The 16,089-nt window shown below is 44.8% G+C and carries 16 protein-coding genes; 6 read left to right on the top strand and 10 right to left on the bottom strand.

Annotated elements, in window-relative coordinates:
- Positions 1-47 precede the first annotated feature (47 nt).
- On the top strand, positions 48-914 hold the full coding sequence (locus AC1DXF_RS09220; RefSeq protein WP_477448017.1) for an aldose 1-epimerase family protein: 867 nt from the start codon (positions 48-50) through the stop codon (positions 912-914).
- A 77-nt stretch (positions 915-991) separates the two neighbouring features.
- On the opposite strand, the gene hisS is transcribed toward AC1DXF_RS09220, so the two are convergent.
- Complete coding sequence (hisS, locus tag AC1DXF_RS09215; protein WP_477448016.1) at positions 992-2,365, bottom strand: histidine--tRNA ligase; 1,374 nt, start codon at positions 2,363-2,365, stop codon at positions 992-994.
- Positions 2,366-2,553: 188 nt separating this feature from the next.
- Here hisS and AC1DXF_RS09210 point away from each other — a divergent pair, with 188 nt between their 5' ends.
- Positions 2,554-3,192: a GNAT family N-acetyltransferase gene (locus AC1DXF_RS09210; RefSeq protein WP_477448015.1), complete on the top strand. Its 639-nt coding sequence runs from the start codon at positions 2,554-2,556 to the stop codon at positions 3,190-3,192.
- Between the two features lie 147 nt (positions 3,193-3,339).
- Here AC1DXF_RS09210 and AC1DXF_RS09205 read toward each other — a convergent pair whose 3' ends face one another.
- The 8 genes from AC1DXF_RS09205 to AC1DXF_RS09170 form a co-directional block, all read right to left on the bottom strand.
- Positions 3,340-3,777 (bottom strand): low molecular weight protein-tyrosine-phosphatase, encoded by a 438-nt coding sequence (locus AC1DXF_RS09205; protein ID WP_477448014.1) that lies wholly within the window; start codon positions 3,775-3,777, stop codon positions 3,340-3,342.
- 124 nt (positions 3,778-3,901) lie between these two features.
- Positions 3,902-4,696: a S1/P1 nuclease gene (locus AC1DXF_RS09200; protein ID WP_477448013.1), complete on the bottom strand. Its 795-nt coding sequence runs from the start codon at positions 4,694-4,696 to the stop codon at positions 3,902-3,904.
- Positions 4,696-5,136 (bottom strand): fumarate hydratase, encoded by a 441-nt coding sequence (locus tag AC1DXF_RS09195; RefSeq protein ID WP_477448012.1) that lies wholly within the window; start codon positions 5,134-5,136, stop codon positions 4,696-4,698. Before AC1DXF_RS09195 ends, AC1DXF_RS09200 begins: the two co-directional genes overlap by 1 nt.
- A 234-nt stretch (positions 5,137-5,370) precedes the next feature.
- Positions 5,371-6,765: a class II fumarate hydratase gene (fumC, locus tag AC1DXF_RS09190; protein WP_477448011.1), complete on the bottom strand. Its 1,395-nt coding sequence runs from the start codon at positions 6,763-6,765 to the stop codon at positions 5,371-5,373.
- A gap of 410 nt (positions 6,766-7,175) precedes the next feature.
- Complete coding sequence (locus AC1DXF_RS09185; protein ID WP_477448010.1) at positions 7,176-8,777, bottom strand: fumarylacetoacetate hydrolase family protein; 1,602 nt, start codon at positions 8,775-8,777, stop codon at positions 7,176-7,178.
- Between the two features lie 91 nt (positions 8,778-8,868).
- Positions 8,869-9,276, bottom strand: a complete 408-nt coding sequence (locus AC1DXF_RS09180; protein WP_477448009.1) for a DoxX family protein — start codon at positions 9,274-9,276, stop codon at positions 8,869-8,871.
- Positions 9,277-9,349: 73 nt separating this feature from the next.
- Positions 9,350-9,886 (bottom strand): YbhB/YbcL family Raf kinase inhibitor-like protein, encoded by a 537-nt coding sequence (locus AC1DXF_RS09175; RefSeq protein WP_477448008.1) that lies wholly within the window; start codon positions 9,884-9,886, stop codon positions 9,350-9,352.
- Between the two features lie 110 nt (positions 9,887-9,996).
- A complete protein-coding gene (locus tag AC1DXF_RS09170) occupies positions 9,997-10,941 on the bottom strand; it encodes a helix-turn-helix domain-containing protein (protein ID WP_477448007.1) in 945 nt (314 codons plus the stop codon).
- Between the two features lie 288 nt (positions 10,942-11,229).
- Between AC1DXF_RS09170 and AC1DXF_RS09165 the strand changes: the two genes are divergently transcribed.
- The gene (locus tag AC1DXF_RS09165; RefSeq protein ID WP_477448006.1) at positions 11,230-12,447 is read left to right on the top strand and encodes a CehA/McbA family metallohydrolase; all 1,218 of its coding nucleotides are present in this window, start codon (positions 11,230-11,232) and stop codon (positions 12,445-12,447) included.
- Between the two features lie 93 nt (positions 12,448-12,540).
- Here AC1DXF_RS09165 and AC1DXF_RS09160 read toward each other — a convergent pair whose 3' ends face one another.
- On the bottom strand, positions 12,541-13,536 hold the full coding sequence (locus AC1DXF_RS09160) for a tetratricopeptide repeat protein (protein WP_477448005.1): 996 nt from the start codon (positions 13,534-13,536) through the stop codon (positions 12,541-12,543).
- A gap of 117 nt (positions 13,537-13,653) precedes the next feature.
- Here AC1DXF_RS09160 and AC1DXF_RS09155 point away from each other — a divergent pair, with 117 nt between their 5' ends.
- The 3 genes from AC1DXF_RS09155 to AC1DXF_RS09145 all read left to right on the top strand — a co-directional run bounded on the left by AC1DXF_RS09155 (position 13,654) and on the right by AC1DXF_RS09145 (position 16,076).
- Complete coding sequence (locus tag AC1DXF_RS09155; protein WP_477448004.1) at positions 13,654-14,871, top strand: serine hydrolase domain-containing protein; 1,218 nt, start codon at positions 13,654-13,656, stop codon at positions 14,869-14,871.
- A 149-nt stretch (positions 14,872-15,020) separates the two neighbouring features.
- A complete protein-coding gene (locus tag AC1DXF_RS09150) occupies positions 15,021-15,335 on the top strand; it encodes a YbaB/EbfC family nucleoid-associated protein (RefSeq protein ID WP_477448003.1) in 315 nt (104 codons plus the stop codon).
- A 60-nt stretch (positions 15,336-15,395) separates the two neighbouring features.
- Positions 15,396-16,076, top strand: a complete 681-nt coding sequence (locus tag AC1DXF_RS09145) for a metal-dependent hydrolase (RefSeq protein ID WP_477448002.1) — start codon at positions 15,396-15,398, stop codon at positions 16,074-16,076.
- Positions 16,077-16,089 lie beyond the last annotated feature (13 nt).

The following is a 16,089-nucleotide window of genomic DNA, read 5'->3' as shown; positions in this document are numbered from 1 at the left end:
AATTCAAACAATTCCCTAACTTCGGGTCCCGACAAATTCTTATTGTTATGATTACCATTGAAAACGAATACCTGAAGGCAAGCATCGATACAAAAGGTGCACAGTTAAGTTCATTAATTGATAAAGCAACCGGGCTTGAGCATATGTGGCAGGCCGATGCATCTATTTGGCCCTGGCATGCGCCCAACTTGTTCCCGGTGGTAGGCGGGTTAATTAATAACGAACTGTTGGTTGATGGCAACAGGTACCCCATGGGCCGTCATGGCTTCGCCAGGCAATCGGAATTTATCACCCTGGACGCTGACGATGTTTCGGCAAGTTTTTCGTTACCTTATTGTGATAATACCTTAAAGGCCTACCCCTTTAAGTTTGACTACCAGGTATTGTATACCCTGATAGATAACGCGCTCAGGATAACCTACAAGGTTATCAACCTGGATAAAAAAACCATTTACTTTTCGGTAGGGGCCCATCCCGCTTTTAACATACCCTTTAACAAAGGCGAAAAGTACGAGGACTACTACATTGAATTTGAAACCGATGAGCACCTGGAAACAGAACTGTTATCTGCCGATGGATTTTTCAATGGCGAAACCCACCCAGTACCAACGCCCAAAAACAGGCTGCAACTGACCCGCAATTTATTTGATGCCGATGCTTTGGTGTTTAAAGAATTAAAATCGCGGATGGTAACCATAAAAAGCGATAAACACGACCAAACCCTATCGGTTGAATTCCCCCACTTTAGCTACCTGGGCATCTGGGCCAAACCCGGCGCCGATTTTGTATGTATCGAGCCATGGTTAGGCTGCGCCGATACCGCAGGCGAGCAAAAAGACATCAAACATAAAGAAGCTATCCAGAAACTTAGCGCAGGCCATGTTTTTGAGGCGCCGTTTTTTGTGAGTTTTTAGTGGGGCGAGTGAGTAAAAGTCGTCACGATTAAAACGGATCATCATAAAGCTATAAAGAATCCAGGCCGGGGGCGCATTTACTTCGCCATCCTGTTCACAATCTCTTCCGCGGTTAATTTTTCCTGTACACCGCTGGCCATATCTTTAAAAGTTAATAAGCCGCTTTGCATTTCATCGCCGCCGATAACTACGGTGTATGGGATGTTTTTATTGTTGGCATAATCCAGCTGTTTTTTGATTTTGGCTCCGGCTGGGTACAACTCTGTATTCACATTGTGGCGGCGCAATTGCTGCAACAATGGCAACGCGTAGGTTTCGCCCTCCTTATCAAAGTTGCAGATCAGCAACTGGGTGCTTTGATTAGCCGCCGTTGGGAAAAGGTTAAGCTCTTCCAGCACGTCATAAATCCTATCGGCACCAAAGGAAATGCCTACGCCCGTGAGCCCTTTCAGGCCGAACATACCCGTCAGGTCATCATACCGGCCGCCGCCGCCGATGCTGCCCATGGCGACTTCGTTTGTTTTTACCTCAAATATGGCGCCTGTGTAATAGTTTAAGCCGCGGGCAAGGGTTATATCCAGCTCGAGCGTAGCCGTTTGCAGCGGGCAGCTTTCAATGTATTTAAAAACGGTTTCTATCTCGTCGCAGCCTTTAAGGCCAATCTGTGATTGGGCCAATGCTTCGCGCAGGCTTTGCAGTTTTTCGGTGTTTGAGCCTTCCAGTAAAATAACCGGTTTTATTTTTTCGATGTCGGCTTCGGTGAAGCCGCGTTCAATCAATTCTTTAGTTACGCCATCAAGGCCTATTTTGTCCAGTTTATCGATGGCTACGGTAAGGTCAATAATGTTATCGGCCTTATCAATGATCTGTGCTATCCCCGAAAGAATTTTACGGTTATTTATTTTAATGGTAAAATCTTTAAGGCCTAATTTGCCCAGGGCTTCGTCGTAGATCAGTATGAACTCTGCCTCGTTCAACAACGAATCCGAGCCAACCACATCGGCATCGCACTGGTAAAATTCGCGGTAGCGGCCACGTTGCGGCCTGTCGGCACGCCAAACGGGTTGTACCTGGAAGCGTTTGAACGGGAAAGTAATTTCGTTCTGGTGCATTACCACGTAGCGGGCAAAGGGGACGGTTAGATCGTAGCGGAGAGCTTTTTCAGAAATATCTGAGGCCACGGCATTTGAATTAAGCGCCGCCAATTTTTCAGGCTTCACCTTGGCCAGGTAATCGCCGCTATTCAGTACTTTAAATATCAGTTTATCCCCTTCCTCGCCATACTTACCCAACAACGTCGATGAGTTCTCCATAGTCGGTGTTTCAATCTGCTGATACCCGTATTTACGGAAAACGCTTTTAATAGTATCGAAAATATAGTTACGTTTCACCATTTCTACAGGTGAAAAATCGCGGGTGCCTTTAGGTACGGATGGTTTGATGGATGCCATGCGGCAAATGTACAAAAAAGCTTAACCCCTCCCAACCGCGTGGTGGTTAATCAAACAAAGCATTACAAGCCCAAAAGTGTGTGTACCGGTACGGGATGACACAACCTATATCAGGACGAGACACCCTGGTACGGGGTGGTACACCATTGAAAATTGCCGCCTGCCAACACCGTTTTAAACCCTATCGCATGTCAATCATTTTATCATCCCGCTTCCCGGCACCCGGCACGGCTTTATATGACACTCTTTTTACCACCTACATTTCCAACCAATGCCCATTTACCATATTTTTGAAGCCCATGAACATTATCACCCAAACGCCCCGCTTGCTGATCCGCGAATTTACTGCTGCCGACGAAGCCCTGTCCCTTGTTATGGATGAGGACGAACGCCTTACCCTGTATGTAAAGAAACGTACACCCGCTGAAAGCAAGCAGGTTTTTAAGGATACCCTGAAGGATTACAAAAATAAAACCGGCCTTGGCCGCTGGGGAATTTTCAACGTGGCCGATAATGATTTTATCGGCGTCTGCATGCTAAAACCCAGCGAATCGGACGCTGATAAAATTGAGCTGGGCTACCGCCTGCATTTTAAATACTGGGGACAAGGCATTGCAACCGAGCTTTCAAAAGCTTTAATTGATTATGGCTTCAATAAAGTTGGCTTAACAGAAATTTATGCCGTTACTCATCCGCATAATGCGGCTTCGCAAAAGGTTTTGTTAAAAGCCGGCCTGCAACGCTTTGGCGAGGCTTTTTGGTACGGAGAGGATTTGCCGTTTTTTAGGGTGAGAAAAGAGAATCAAGAGATTAGAGCCAAGAATTAAGACAAAAACGATTTTGTTATGATGGTGTGCTGGCTTTAGATGCGCACAACAACCATGTCATTGAGAGCGATAGCGTGGCAATCGCAAACGTTCCAGGCGGGTAGGCACAGTTCGCGATTGCCACGCTGCGCTCGCAATGACATTAATTCAGGCCGTCAACTCCCTTATAATATCCCTGCACCCGCCTTCTATCAGCTCAAACACCGGTTCAAACTGGGTGTCATCGTGGTATGGGTCGGGTACAATTTTATCGTATAACAGGAGCTTTACTTTTTGGGCATGTTCATCGTTGCGGGCCATGTTCAGGATATCGCTAAGGTTGTACTTATCCATCACAAAAATATGGTCAAACGCGTCGAAATCACTTTTCCTGAACAGGCGGCAAATTTGCCCGCTGATGTCAATTCCGTGGTTTCGCGCCGCGCGTACCGAGCGCCTGTCGGGCCCCTCGCCTACGTGCCAGTTGCCGGTACCCGCCGAATCTACCTGCCAGCCCAAGCCCTGCTCATCGCTCAGGTGCTGCATTATCCCCTCGGCCAGCGGCGAACGGCAGATGTTGCCGAGGCATACCATTAGTATTTTCATTTCTTGTTGAGGTAAGTTTTTGAGGTGAAAGGGTAAAGCTAAAAGGCGAAAGGTAAAAGAGTTTTTGGACCAGCCATCCTAACCTTTTACCTTTCGCCTTTTACCTCTCGCCTCCTTAAAAAAATTAACCAAAAATCTGATTCAGCACTCCGGCCAGGCGGACGCCGGCTTTTACCATCTGCTGGTTAAGTATACCTATGTACTTAAAATTATACTTATAACCTAATTTGTCATCTGTTTTGACATCGGTATACAACTTATCTGCAAGTTGGTTGCTTTCCCAAATCCAGGTGCTTATAGGAGATTTTTGCAATGTTGCACGTTCAGCAACGGTAGTATGGTTTATCCACGCGGTGTATTCTGTATAGCTTAACTGTTGATTGTCAATTAACTGACTATCCCATACAGAATGCAGGTTACTTGGATTATTAAACCAGGTCACTTTAACATCGTTACCTCCCTTATCCGAAAGATGACCAGTGTGTAATGGCTGGTGCACATCCTCTACAATATGAATCAGCATGCGCAGGTAAAGTTGTTTGTTGGCTTTGGTGGCGCTTTTCTTTTTTAATTCGGCTATCAAAAAATTCATTTTGGTATAAGCATCTACCGCCGTATCGGCCTTTAAATAGGCATTCATCTCGGGATAGCTAAGCGCTTTTTCTATATTGATAAAATGCCAGTTGTACAGGTAGTTGTAGGCAGGATCGGATTTGATGAAATCGGCCCAGTTGCTACTTATGGCAACCGACTCGTTACCCAAAATGGCCTGGATGGCTTTCCTGGCTTTTGGCGTTAAATAGCTATCGGCTATCTGGCCGCAAATGCGGTGGCCATTGGTACCCCATGCCATGCTTTGCACCGGGATGTAGCAAATGGCTACAAAAAAAATGAGTTTTTTAAACATTGATGTTTTCATTATAGTGGTTTTGGGATGCAGCTTGTTCTTTTAACCAGTCGGGCATTAATGGGTATTACATTTGATGTACTGATGAACTGAATTAACGAATCGTTAGTTTGCTTTACTTTAAAAAACTCCTCGTAATCGCCCCAGCGGAAACAGGTTTTCTCGTCTTTGTAGCTCAGGTTAGCGTTGCAAAACTCGCCTTTAAGGTGCAGGGTATCCTGCTTTTGCGAATAGGTTCCGCGAATGTACTCGTCCCAATGGCCCTTATTCATGCAGGTATCAGCGCCGTAGTTTACCTTGCTTACGGTACTTATTTTCATCACAAACGAATCGCAGCTAAATTTAATATCGTAAAGCGAATAGGTAACCAACCGTTTCTCGGCCGGAACCGAATCCTGCTTCCACTCGCCCTGCAAATAAGTTAATCCCGGTTTTTGCATATTGGGATTCATGCTGCAGCCGCTGAGGTAAAAGGCGAAAGGTAAAAGGTAAAAGGCCCTGTTTAGGCAAAAGGTGAAAGGCGAAAGGTGAAAGGTTTTTTTGCTGAAAGCCGGAGGCTGAAAGCGAAAAGCCTTTTTTGAGGTTAAAGCTAAAACGTGAAAGCTAAATGTTTTTGGCATACAATGCTATTCAAAAGCAGTAAATCAAGAACCCTCTCCTTTGGAGAGGGCAGGGTGAGGCTCTTCTTATAAGCTACCTATCATATTTTCGGGGCGAACCCATTGGTCAAACTGTTCGTTGGTTAACAGGCCAAGGCCAATGGCGGCTTCGCGTAACGATTTATTTTCTTTTAAAGCGGTTTTAGCAATTTTTGCTGCGTTTTCGTAACCTATGTGCGGGTTAAGCGCGGTAACCAGCATCAGCGAGTTTTCGAGGTGTTTTTTGATACCATCATAATTTGGTTCGATACCAACCGCGCAATGATCATTAAACGATACGCAGGCATCGCCAATTAACCTTGCCGACTGCAGGAAATTGGCAGCCATTACCGGTTTAAATACGTTAAGCTCATAATGACCGTTGGATCCGCCGATAGAGATGGTTACATCGTTACCCATCACCTGTGCAGCTACCATGGTAACGGCTTCGTTTTGGGTTGGATTAACCTTGCCCGGCATAATGGATGATCCCGGTTCGTTATCAGGGATATGGATCTCGCCAATACCCGAACGCGGGCCAGAAGCCAGCATCCTGATATCGTTGGCTATTTTCATTAACGATACGGCTATTTGTTTCAGCGCACCATGGCTCTCTACAATAGCATCGTGTGCGGCCAGGGCCTCAAATTTATTTTCGGCAGTGATGAATGGCAGGCCGGTAAATCGGGCAATGTATTCGGCCACTTTAACATCGTAACCTTTTGGGGTATTGATGCCGGTGCCTACTGCTGTACCACCAAGGGCAAGCTCGGACAGGTGATCTAAAGTATTACGTAGGGCTTTTAAACCGTGGTTTAGTTGTGATACGTAGCCAGAAAACTCCTGGCCTAAAGTAAGCGGCGTAGCATCCATTAAATGGGTACGGCCGATTTTCACTACCGATTTAAAGGCTTCAACTTTTGCCTGCAAAGTATCGCGCAATTTTTCGATGCCCGGGATGGTTACATCCATCAGGATCTTATATGCCGCTATGTGCATGGCCGTTGGGTAAGTATCGTTTGATGATTGCGATTTATTCACGTCATCATTGGGGTGAATGAAGGTTTTGCCTTCGCCCAGTTTGTTGCCCTGTAATACATGTGCGCGGTTGGCCACTACCTCGTTCACGTTCATGTTTGATTGTGTACCCGAGCCTGTTTGCCAGATCACCAGGGGAAACTCTGATGCTAACGAACCTGTCAGTATCTCATCACAAACCTGTGCTATCAGGTCGCGTTTTTCGGCAGACAGTACGCCAAGATCGGTATTGGTATAAGCGGCAGCTTTTTTCAGGTAAGCAAACGCGTCAATGATCTCCTTAGGCATAGAAGCCTCGGGACCAATTTTAAAATTGTTGCGTGAACGTTCTGTTTGTGCTCCCCAGTATTTATCGGCAGGTACCTGTACCTCGCCCATGGTATCGTGTTCGGTTCTGAAACTCATAGCATTAAATTTTGCAGGGGCAAAGTTATGTTTTTATATGATGCGGGGGATGAGGAAATGGTAATCTTTTTGTGATGGAGGGGTAGCAGATTTTAAATCTTCGTTTTCCTTCACCTCCGGTTTGGGCGGACAGAAAAGTTAACTTGATAAGTTTATGTAAAATGTCTGATGTGTTCAAATCCCGCCCTTCCCGAAAAAAAGTTAAATGAGCATCCGATTTACAAATGGCTACCTGCTATGATTGTGCCTGGGGCTTAGTGGTGATCACGGTTGGCTTTATCCGCTGCCCCACCTCGCGATCTAATTTTTTTTTACATCTTCATTTGTCAACGAAATTGACAATTCCCGAAGAGCGTTGAAAACAATAGCCTATTTGCAATTAAATCATAAAGGTAAAATCAGATTATAAACTATTTTCCGGGTATACGTGTAGCGTATTTAACCCCGGCAAGCAGAATTTTTTTTGTTATTTCAAGTTCCATTTCATTTCTTGGAGCATATATCATCATGTAGGTTTTTGCGGCGCGTCCCTCCCCGGCAAGCCCATGCAGTTCACCCCATCCTTTTTCAATTACTTCTTTGGTATCACTCGGACTAAGAATGATATGCATAGATCCGTCAGAAGGATGAATATGCCCCACCTCGGCGTGCGAAACAGGCACTACAGTCGGATTGCCAGCTGCACTATCTCTCAGAAATATTCCTGCATTATTTCTTTCCAGATAGCTGGTTTTATAGACAAGGTCAAAGGCTTTATCGGCCACCTGCGCATCAAATATTTTCTTCTGCAAGTTCCTTATCAGCGCATCATTATGTTGGTCCATTTGCCGGTGCGGCACAGCAAATGGTGCTATTGTGGGTTTGGCCCCTTTTCTTTTGGGTAAATTAAAAAGCGTCTTTACATCGCCCGGTTTGCCAATTTCTCCGGCAACACGGCGAATATCTAATGGGTCCTTCATTTGCAGGCCTATTCTCTTAACGGTACGATATCCCTCCAATGTATGGGGAAGGCCGCCGATACCCAAAGCCACCCATCTAAGGTAATCCTGGTAGGCTTCTTTTCCCAATATAAGCTCCATGCCACTTACAACAGTTTGCTTTTGTGTTCCTATGTTTTCTATTCCCAATGAGATCACGTCGCCTGGCTTAAGATATACTGGTGGTTTACGCCCAAGCCCTACACCGGATGGAGTTCCGGTAGCAATAACGTCTCCTGGCAGCAATGTCATAAATTTGCTTCCTTCACTAATAAGTCTTTTGATATTAAATATCATATTCCTGGTATTAGCATTTTGCATGGTGTCCCCATTAAGGGTCAACCATATTCTTACATGCTGAGGATCGCCGATATCTTCCGGCGTTACCAGGTAAGGCCCAAGGGGGGCAAAATGGTCGGCACTTTTCCCTTTATCCCATTGTCCTCCAGATCTTTCTAACTGCCATGCTCTTTCACTGTAATCGTTAATCACTGTATAGCCCGCTACATAGTCAAGTGCATTTTCCTCCGCTACATGGCTCGCTTTTTTACCTATTACAATGGCCAGCTCTGCCTCATAATCCATTTTCAGGGCATCCGCGGGAATAATAGCATTGTCGTATGGGCCACAAAGTGCAGAGGTAGCCTTTAGAAATATGACGGGTTCGGTCGGAGTTGGTGCACCGCCTTCTTTGATATGCTCTTCATAATTCAACCCAATAGCAACGATTTTTGATGGTCTTGCCACACAGGAAGCCATTCGCGTTTGTGATGGAACTTGCGGGCAAATGGAACTATTTTTAACTACCCATTCTTCCAATCGTTTGATCCCGTTCCCCGCAAAAAACTTTTCATTGTAGTCTTCTCCGAAAGCGGATACATCCAGCATTTTGCCATTTGCGGTAAGCACACCAGGTTTTTCGTCGCCCTCATTTCCAAACCGGAATAACTTGATACCAGTTTTATTTTGTGCCTGGCACAAAATAACAGCGAACAATAAACAAATGATAATAAACAGTAACCGTTTTAAGCTCATGGTTTTTTAAAGTTAATAGTGGATGTACAATTGAGTTTATTGCGTCTGTTTTTTATTTCGGGATATTGGTCAGCAGGTGATTTTAAACATGTTATAATCTACTATCAACACTATATTTTCCGGCTCCTGCAAACATAATAGTGAGGTAGCAGCCGAGGTAAACATAAACAAGTTCTGCATGGTCCTGCCCGAAGGAAAAATGGTGCATCGTGATAAAAACAACCAATAGATTAATCACAATAAAAAGTGCTGCAAGTCTTGTTGCGATTCCAAGCATAACCAATAGCGAGCAAATACTATCAGATATTAATGCAAAAATCAAACTTACAGTTACGCCTACATGCAATGGATCAGGGAAATGCTGCTGCATTTGAGAGAAGTTTGTAAACTTCTCAATGCCGTGTTTGCCAAAAAGGCTTATTCCAGCCCATAACCGCAATATTAGCAATGCCAGGTCAACATTGGCCGGAATAAAACTGAGGTTCAAGATCTTTTTCATATTTTATTAAATTAATGGTTGAATAAAATTATTTAGTAGAGTTGTGTGTTTCTATCACCCCCCCAGATAGTGTCTACTGCTGTCCATACATCACAAGTGATGCTTTGACAATGAGGTTATTATTTATAGTCATCCCCACTATGGCAGGGGTAGCATTTTTGCCTAGTGTTAACTTTGATTTTAATGCATATACAGTTATAATGTACATGTGCGGAGGGCCTGGAGGAGGGCAAGGGCCACCGTACCCCGGCATACCTGCATCATTAATGCCGGGCATTGCTTCTTTAGGCATCAGGCCTTTTGAGACATCCCCCGCACCGGAAGCAAGCCCGGTAGTGGTAGCCGGAATGTTGTATACAACCCAATGCCAAAAGCCGCTTCCTGTTGCCGCATCTTTATCATATATAGTTACCGCGAAACTTTGCGTACCAGCGGGAGCATTCTCCCAATGCAACTCCGGGGAAATATTTTCACCGGTACAACCGAAACCATTCAGAAACTGTTTTTGGGTAGCCTGACCTCCAATGTCATTACTTTTTAAAGTGAACGTTTGGGCATCCGCAATTGCCGTAAATCCAATTGCCAATAAAATAAGAAGGGATCGTTTCATGTTACTTTGGTGTTTTTTAATAACTGGTAAAAATGATCAATAATCTACCACCAAAGCTAAAATGCTTATATACTTCCCGTTAGTACAATTTATAGTAAAGTGGATACAATTTACAGATGGGCCTTACCGGGAGTGAATTTTTCACGAAAATCAGATGGCGACAAACCCGTATTCTTTTTAAAAAAGCGACTGAAGTAAGAAGGATTTTCAAAGCCAAGTCTATATGAAATCCCGGCCACCTGTATTTCGGTATGCAGCAAAAATGATTTAGCTTCCAGTATTAATTTTTCCTGAATATGAGTTGATGCGGTTTTGCCCGATAGTACTTTGATTAATGAGTTGAGATAATTAGGATTAACGGTTAATTGTTTGGCGATGAGCGATACGCTAACAGGGCTTACTTTAGTTTGCAAAGGCAGCTGATGAACCGTTTCATCCAGGATTAGCCGGAATCTATTAAATAGCGATTTATGGATCCTTGTTTCCTCCGTAAAGGCCTTAACGTGGTTATTGTATATACGTTTGACATGATGCAGATACACCTGCAATATCTTTTTCAACATTTCTAATTTATCGGGTGCCGTTGAATACATTTCTTTGATCATTTCTTCGGCGCACTTTATTATGCTGGACGTGTCTTCTGAGGATAAATATAAAACAGGTTCCGAGTTAAAGTTGAAAAATGGGTAATCAGCGTCAAAATGCTTACCCATCATGTCCAACCCAAGAAATGCAGGAGTAAAATAGGTAACATAGCCCGTAAGCGGACCCTTTCTCGTCCAGGATTCCAGTTTCCCGGGATAAGTAAAACACATACAGTTATCCGAAACTGTATAAATTTTTTCGCCTCCGGTAAAGCTTAGATTTGTATTGGTAAAGTGAATAACCCTGAAAAAATTCGACCTGCACAAAGGCATATCTAATAACCTCTCGTCTGGTTGATCCTCCAGTTTCATACACATTATATCCGGGTGAAGCGGAGCACCCATACCATAAAATTTAAAGAAATCTGAAATGGTTTCTATAAATGGAATATGTGTTGTTTTCTGGTACATATAACAAATGTATTATTTTGTTATCAATTCCGATTTACATGGATATTCCTTGTGGCTTGACCAAGCTGTCCCATGCGCTTTGGAGCTCCAAATTACAAGTGCTACAAATATTTTGCTCCCATGGAGCAGCCAATCAATTCCTTAACTTCATAGCCCCGATCTCCCTGCCAGGTAGACGCCTAAACAAATAGCATTGTCACAATCTTATTCATTTTGCGGGCGCTAACATTGAGTTAATATCCGTGGGGTAGTTTGCCGCCCAAATATACTACCCTTTAATAATTTGCTATGACTTTTAACAATTACAAAAAAACGACGCTGGTAAATACTTTGCTGCTTATCATCGGCACATTCGCCTGCACTCCAGCATTAGCCCAGGCTCCCCACGTTAACCCCTGGGCAGCAACCGAAGTTGGCCAGCTGCCGCCAATAGCCAGCCTGAGCAAGGGCGTTTGGCTTAAGGGCGAACTACATGTACACTCGCGCCATAGTACCGAATCATCCAATAACCCGATCAGCAAAATCATCGCCTTTTCCAAATCGGCGGGGATTGATTTTGTGGCCATTACCGATCATGACAACCATGTAAACGGCGATGTGGCCCACCATACCTGGGCCGACCCGGAGTTTAAATCAGACTCGGTGCTGCTGCTTTATAGCGCCGAATGGACCACAACCCGCGGCCATGGCAATGCCTTCTCGGCCGTACCTTATGACCACCAAAAACTATATGACGTGCGCGACCAGCGCGATGTGGTAGTAGGCGCCGTAAAAAAACAGCTCGGCATCCACCTATCGGCCAACCACCCGAGCGGGAAAGATCATTTTGGGTATTCGTACGATATGGTTAACTCTATCGAGGTATGGAACTCGGCCATTTGGTCAAAAAATGCCAACGCCATCATGATCTGGGACGATATGCTGTCATCCGGCCGCAAGCTGACAGGCAGAGGCGGAAGCGATGCGCACCATGGCGTTCCCGATTCGCCTGATAAAGAAACCAAAAACAGCTACCAGGCCAAGGCAAACTACGTTGGCACGCCAACAACCTGGGTATTTGCCACATCGCGCACCACGCAGGCCGTCATCGACGCCCTTACCAACGGTCGGGTATCCATCAGCTCGAACCCATATGCGCCGCGTATTGAATTTTATGCAGACTTAAACCAGGATGGTAAAATGGACATGATGATGGGCGATAATACCAAAACCACGGGCAAGCCGGTAAAATTCCGCGTTCAACTAACCGGCAAAGCGCCTGCCGATGGGGAGTACACCATCAACATCATAAAAAACGGCAATCCCTTTGGCAGTTTTAAAACCACGGGTAAAACGCCGGTGATTGAGTTTACAGATTCGCCGGCAACTGTTGAGCGGAGTTATTACCGGGTTGAAGTACAAGGCACGCCTACACCCTACCCGCAGGTTCCGGGATCAATGGCGCTGAGCGGCAATATGGTTGGCTTATCGAACCCGATATTCTTTAATTTTGATCCGAATTTTTGATGAAACACGTTAGCTGATAAATAATTTTCTCGTCCCTCGGGGGGCTTTATAATAGGGCTCCGGGAGACAGAATTTTGAAAGTAAAAGAAGCAATTAAAATTTTCTTTCTGCCGCCGCAACCCATGCATCCAGCGCTTTACGCTTTTCCTCATTTTGCTGCAGCCACTGTTTGTTGGCTTCCTTATCGGCACTTAAACCCATTAGCCTTGCAAACGCGGGCATATGGGCGGTTTTACTAAGGCTGTAAAAAAAATCAGCATAGTAATGTCTGAAGAAGTCATTGCCTACCTGCTTCCCGGCCAATTGGCCAATTGCCTCAAAAACCGACTGTAGCTGATTTTCTAATACATCGGCAGGTGTTAAACCTGGTTTTGCTTTTGCTATGGCCGCATTCAACGCCCGGTTCAAAGCAATGGTTGATGCCTCGGCTTTGACGTCCTCTGTTTTCAGCGCGCCGCCTTTTAAAATGCTTTGCATGTTGGTGTAGGCTTCATCGCTGCGTGGGCCTTCGGGTTCCAACAGCAAATAGCTGCAAAAGCCCATCAGCGCCGCTGCCCTTTTATTTTGATGGAAAGTTACCAGGCCGTACAGGCGCTGGCTGTTGGCATGTTTGGGGTCGAGTTTAATGGCCTCGATAGCTGCTTGTTCGGCTTGGGCAAATTGTTTGGCGCGGAAGTAGGCTATGCCAAGGTTAAAATATAAAGGCTGGTAGTCGGGCTTTATTTTCAGGCCCTCCTTATAGGCATCAATGGCTTGTTGGGGTTGGTGGCTGCTGTCATAAATACTACCTAATAGCTCAAACGCCGGGCCGGTAAAATTGGAGTTGGCTTTGGTTACTTTAACCAGGTATGGGATTCCTTCGGCACCCTTACCCGATGCATTAAGGCTGAATGCCAACTGATAATTGGCCTGGGCATTATCCGGTTCTGTTGTTAAGGCAAGTTTATATTTTTCGATAGCCCCGGCATAATCATGCTGGTTATTGAGCTGGATACCTTGTTTTATCAACCCGGCAACATCGGTGTACTGCGCGTAAACGGCGGCCGAAAACAATAAAACGGCCATCAGCAGGCAGATTTTTTTTAGCATATTCATACTTAAACATACAAAGAGTATGAAGTAAACGAAAAAAAATAAAAACTTTAATGTTAACCTGCTGTATAATTTCTAATTTTCGCATTCGTTTTAAGTGTGAGATTCTGATCTATGAAGTTATTGTACAAGAGTACCCTTTCGTTCGCGTCCTTACTGCTGATTTTAACAGCCTGTTCGTCAAAAAATAAAGATAAAAGCCAAAGCGCTGCTGGCCCTGCCACCGCCAAACCACTGGACACCGTTGCCTTGCTGGCCTATAACCCCAAAAATGCCGATAAAAAAATAGACGCCGTAATGCAGGAACTGCACCGTACCCGCGCGTTTAACGGCAACGTACTGATAGCCAAAAAAGGCAAAATTATTTATGAAAATGCCATTGGCTGGGCCGACTACCTGCACCGCGACAGCCTGCAAATAGGCTCGCAATTTGAGCTGGCCTCGGTTACCAAAACCATGACCTCGACAGCCATATTAATGCTGATGGAACGCGGCAAACTGAAGTTAGACGATGACGTAAAAAAGTTCTTCCCGGATTTCCCATATGATGGGGTTACCATCCGCCTGCTGCTTAGCCACCGCTCGGGCATGATGAACTACGTGTATTTTATTGACGATATATACCGCAGCCAGCACCTTAATCAAAGGAAAGGGCTTACCAATATGGACGCCATGAAAATGATTGCCGATTACAAACCGCATCCTTTTAATATACCCAACAAGCGCTTTTTGTACAACAATTCCAATTTTATGGTGTTGGGGTCAATCATCGAAAAGGTGAGCGGCCAATCATACGCGCAATTTATGAAGGATAATGTGTTTGTACCGGCCAGTATGATGCACACCGCCGTATACTCAAAGGCCGCTTATGATAAAATTCCGGTGCATGTGGTAGGCCACGACCGCGGGCAGTGGAAGTACTCTGTAGCGCAAAACTTTTTAGATGGCCCCGTGGGTGATAAAGGGGTTTACAGCACCGTTAAAGACCTCTTCCTTTTTGACAGGGCTTTGCGTGCCGGCATCTTGCTGAAACAAGCTACACTCGATTCAGCTTACGTGCCACGCAATCCTATGCTGCACGGTCACTTCAGTTACGGCTATGGCTGGCGTACATTTACCGCTCCCGGGCAGGAAGTTATTTACCATACCGGCTGGTGGCATGGCTTCAGGCATATTTACCTGCGCGATATCAAAAACGATATCACTATTGTTTTGTTATCAAACTTAGCCAATGGCAGTTTATTAAAACTTGATGATTTGTTTAAAGCCGCCGGCATGCCTGTTGTACGTAAAAGCGCGTACAATGGTAATGGTGATACGAGTGATGATTAGTGGTGAGTGGTGAGTAAAGTGACTTCGGATCAAACCTTTTGGTTTTGAATTTGTAAAATTTAAGTCCCAGTAATATTAAATAAATTATCCATCTGCATATTTGCACATCTGTAATCTGCACATTTGCATATCTGCACATCTATAAAGTTATGTTTGATAAAATAATGGAAGCCCAGCAAAAGGCTGGCGAATCAAAAAAACGCCTGGATGCTATTACAGTAACAGGCAACGCCGAGGGTGGTAAAATTGTGGTGACGGCAAACGCGAACAAAGTAGTAAAATCGATAACTATCGACCCGGATTTTTTGGCTGATGCCGACAAGGAGGAACTGGAAGAATTGTTAGTTGTTGCTTTTAACAAAGCCATGGAACAAGCCGACAATGTAAGCCAGGCCGAAATGGCTGCTATGACCAAAGAAATGTTTGGCGGCATGCCCGGTTTGGGAAACTTGTTTGGGAAATAGGTGCCCCCTAACCCCCTGAAGGGGGAACGACAGTTTGGATAAATTTAAAATGATATAAAAATGAAAACCACATATTACGGCCAATCAACCGTTGAGATTGCATTGAGTAGCGGTACCAAACTTTTGTTTGATCCATTTATAACATACAATCCGTTGGCTAAGGATGTTGATTTACAAAGCCTGAAACCAGATTATATCCTGGTATCGCACGGCCACGGCGATCATGTTGCCGACCTAATTGAAGTGCAAAAAAATAGTGGCGCCAAAGTTATCTGCATCGCCGAAATTGCAAACTGGCTCAACGGCAAAGGCATTGATAATGTACATGGCATGAACATTGGCGGCGGTTTTAACTTTGATTTCGGCCGGGTAAAAATGGTAAACGCGGTGCATTCCAGCACTATGCCCGATGGCGCGGCAGGTGGTAATCCCGCTGGTTTTGTACTAACTGTTGAAGGCAAAAAGATCTATTTTGCAGGCGATACCGCGCTTACCTATGATATGAAACTACTGGAAGACGAAAACCTTGACTGGGCTTACTTCCCTATAGGCGATAACTACACCATGGGCGCTGATGATGCTATCAAAGCCGCCGCTTTCGTTAACTGTAAAAACATCATTGGTATTCACTATGATTCTTTTGACGTTATTAAAATTGATAAAGACGAAGTAAGGGAAAAATTCATCAAAGCCGGATTGAATTTGAAGCTGCCTGCTATTGGCGAAACAATGGATCTGTAAGCAAACGAACTTT

The sequence above is a fragment of the Mucilaginibacter sp. P2_A5 genome, assembly GCF_056404995.1.
This window is presented reverse-complemented; position numbering and strand designations above follow the sequence as displayed.

What these genes read in the sequence shown, in the direction of transcription:
- AC1DXF_RS09220 (WP_477448017.1), top strand. Translation starts at nt 48, where the DNA reads ATGATTACCATTGAAAACGAATACCTGAAGGCAAGCATCGATACAAAA.
- hisS (WP_477448016.1), bottom strand. Translation starts at nt 2,365, where the DNA reads ATGGCATCCATCAAACCATCCGTACCTAAAGGCACCCGCGATTTTTCA.
- AC1DXF_RS09210 (WP_477448015.1), top strand. Translation starts at nt 2,554, where the DNA reads ATGTCAATCATTTTATCATCCCGCTTCCCGGCACCCGGCACGGCTTTA.
- AC1DXF_RS09205 (WP_477448014.1), bottom strand. Translation starts at nt 3,777, where the DNA reads ATGAAAATACTAATGGTATGCCTCGGCAACATCTGCCGTTCGCCGCTG.
- AC1DXF_RS09200 (WP_477448013.1), bottom strand. Translation starts at nt 4,696, where the DNA reads ATGAAAACATCAATGTTTAAAAAACTCATTTTTTTTGTAGCCATTTGC.
- AC1DXF_RS09195 (WP_477448012.1), bottom strand. Translation starts at nt 5,136, where the DNA reads ATGAATCCCAATATGCAAAAACCGGGATTAACTTATTTGCAGGGCGAG.
- fumC (WP_477448011.1), bottom strand. Translation starts at nt 6,765, where the DNA reads ATGAGTTTCAGAACCGAACACGATACCATGGGCGAGGTACAGGTACCT.
- AC1DXF_RS09185 (WP_477448010.1), bottom strand. Translation starts at nt 8,777, where the DNA reads ATGAGCTTAAAACGGTTACTGTTTATTATCATTTGTTTATTGTTCGCT.
- AC1DXF_RS09180 (WP_477448009.1), bottom strand. Translation starts at nt 9,276, where the DNA reads ATGAAAAAGATCTTGAACCTCAGTTTTATTCCGGCCAATGTTGACCTG.
- AC1DXF_RS09175 (WP_477448008.1), bottom strand. Translation starts at nt 9,886, where the DNA reads ATGAAACGATCCCTTCTTATTTTATTGGCAATTGGATTTACGGCAATT.
- AC1DXF_RS09170 (WP_477448007.1), bottom strand. Translation starts at nt 10,941, where the DNA reads ATGTACCAGAAAACAACACATATTCCATTTATAGAAACCATTTCAGAT.
- AC1DXF_RS09165 (WP_477448006.1), top strand. Translation starts at nt 11,230, where the DNA reads ATGACTTTTAACAATTACAAAAAAACGACGCTGGTAAATACTTTGCTG.
- AC1DXF_RS09160 (WP_477448005.1), bottom strand. Translation starts at nt 13,536, where the DNA reads ATGCTAAAAAAAATCTGCCTGCTGATGGCCGTTTTATTGTTTTCGGCC.
- AC1DXF_RS09155 (WP_477448004.1), top strand. Translation starts at nt 13,654, where the DNA reads ATGAAGTTATTGTACAAGAGTACCCTTTCGTTCGCGTCCTTACTGCTG.
- AC1DXF_RS09150 (WP_477448003.1), top strand. Translation starts at nt 15,021, where the DNA reads ATGTTTGATAAAATAATGGAAGCCCAGCAAAAGGCTGGCGAATCAAAA.
- AC1DXF_RS09145 (WP_477448002.1), top strand. Translation starts at nt 15,396, where the DNA reads ATGAAAACCACATATTACGGCCAATCAACCGTTGAGATTGCATTGAGT.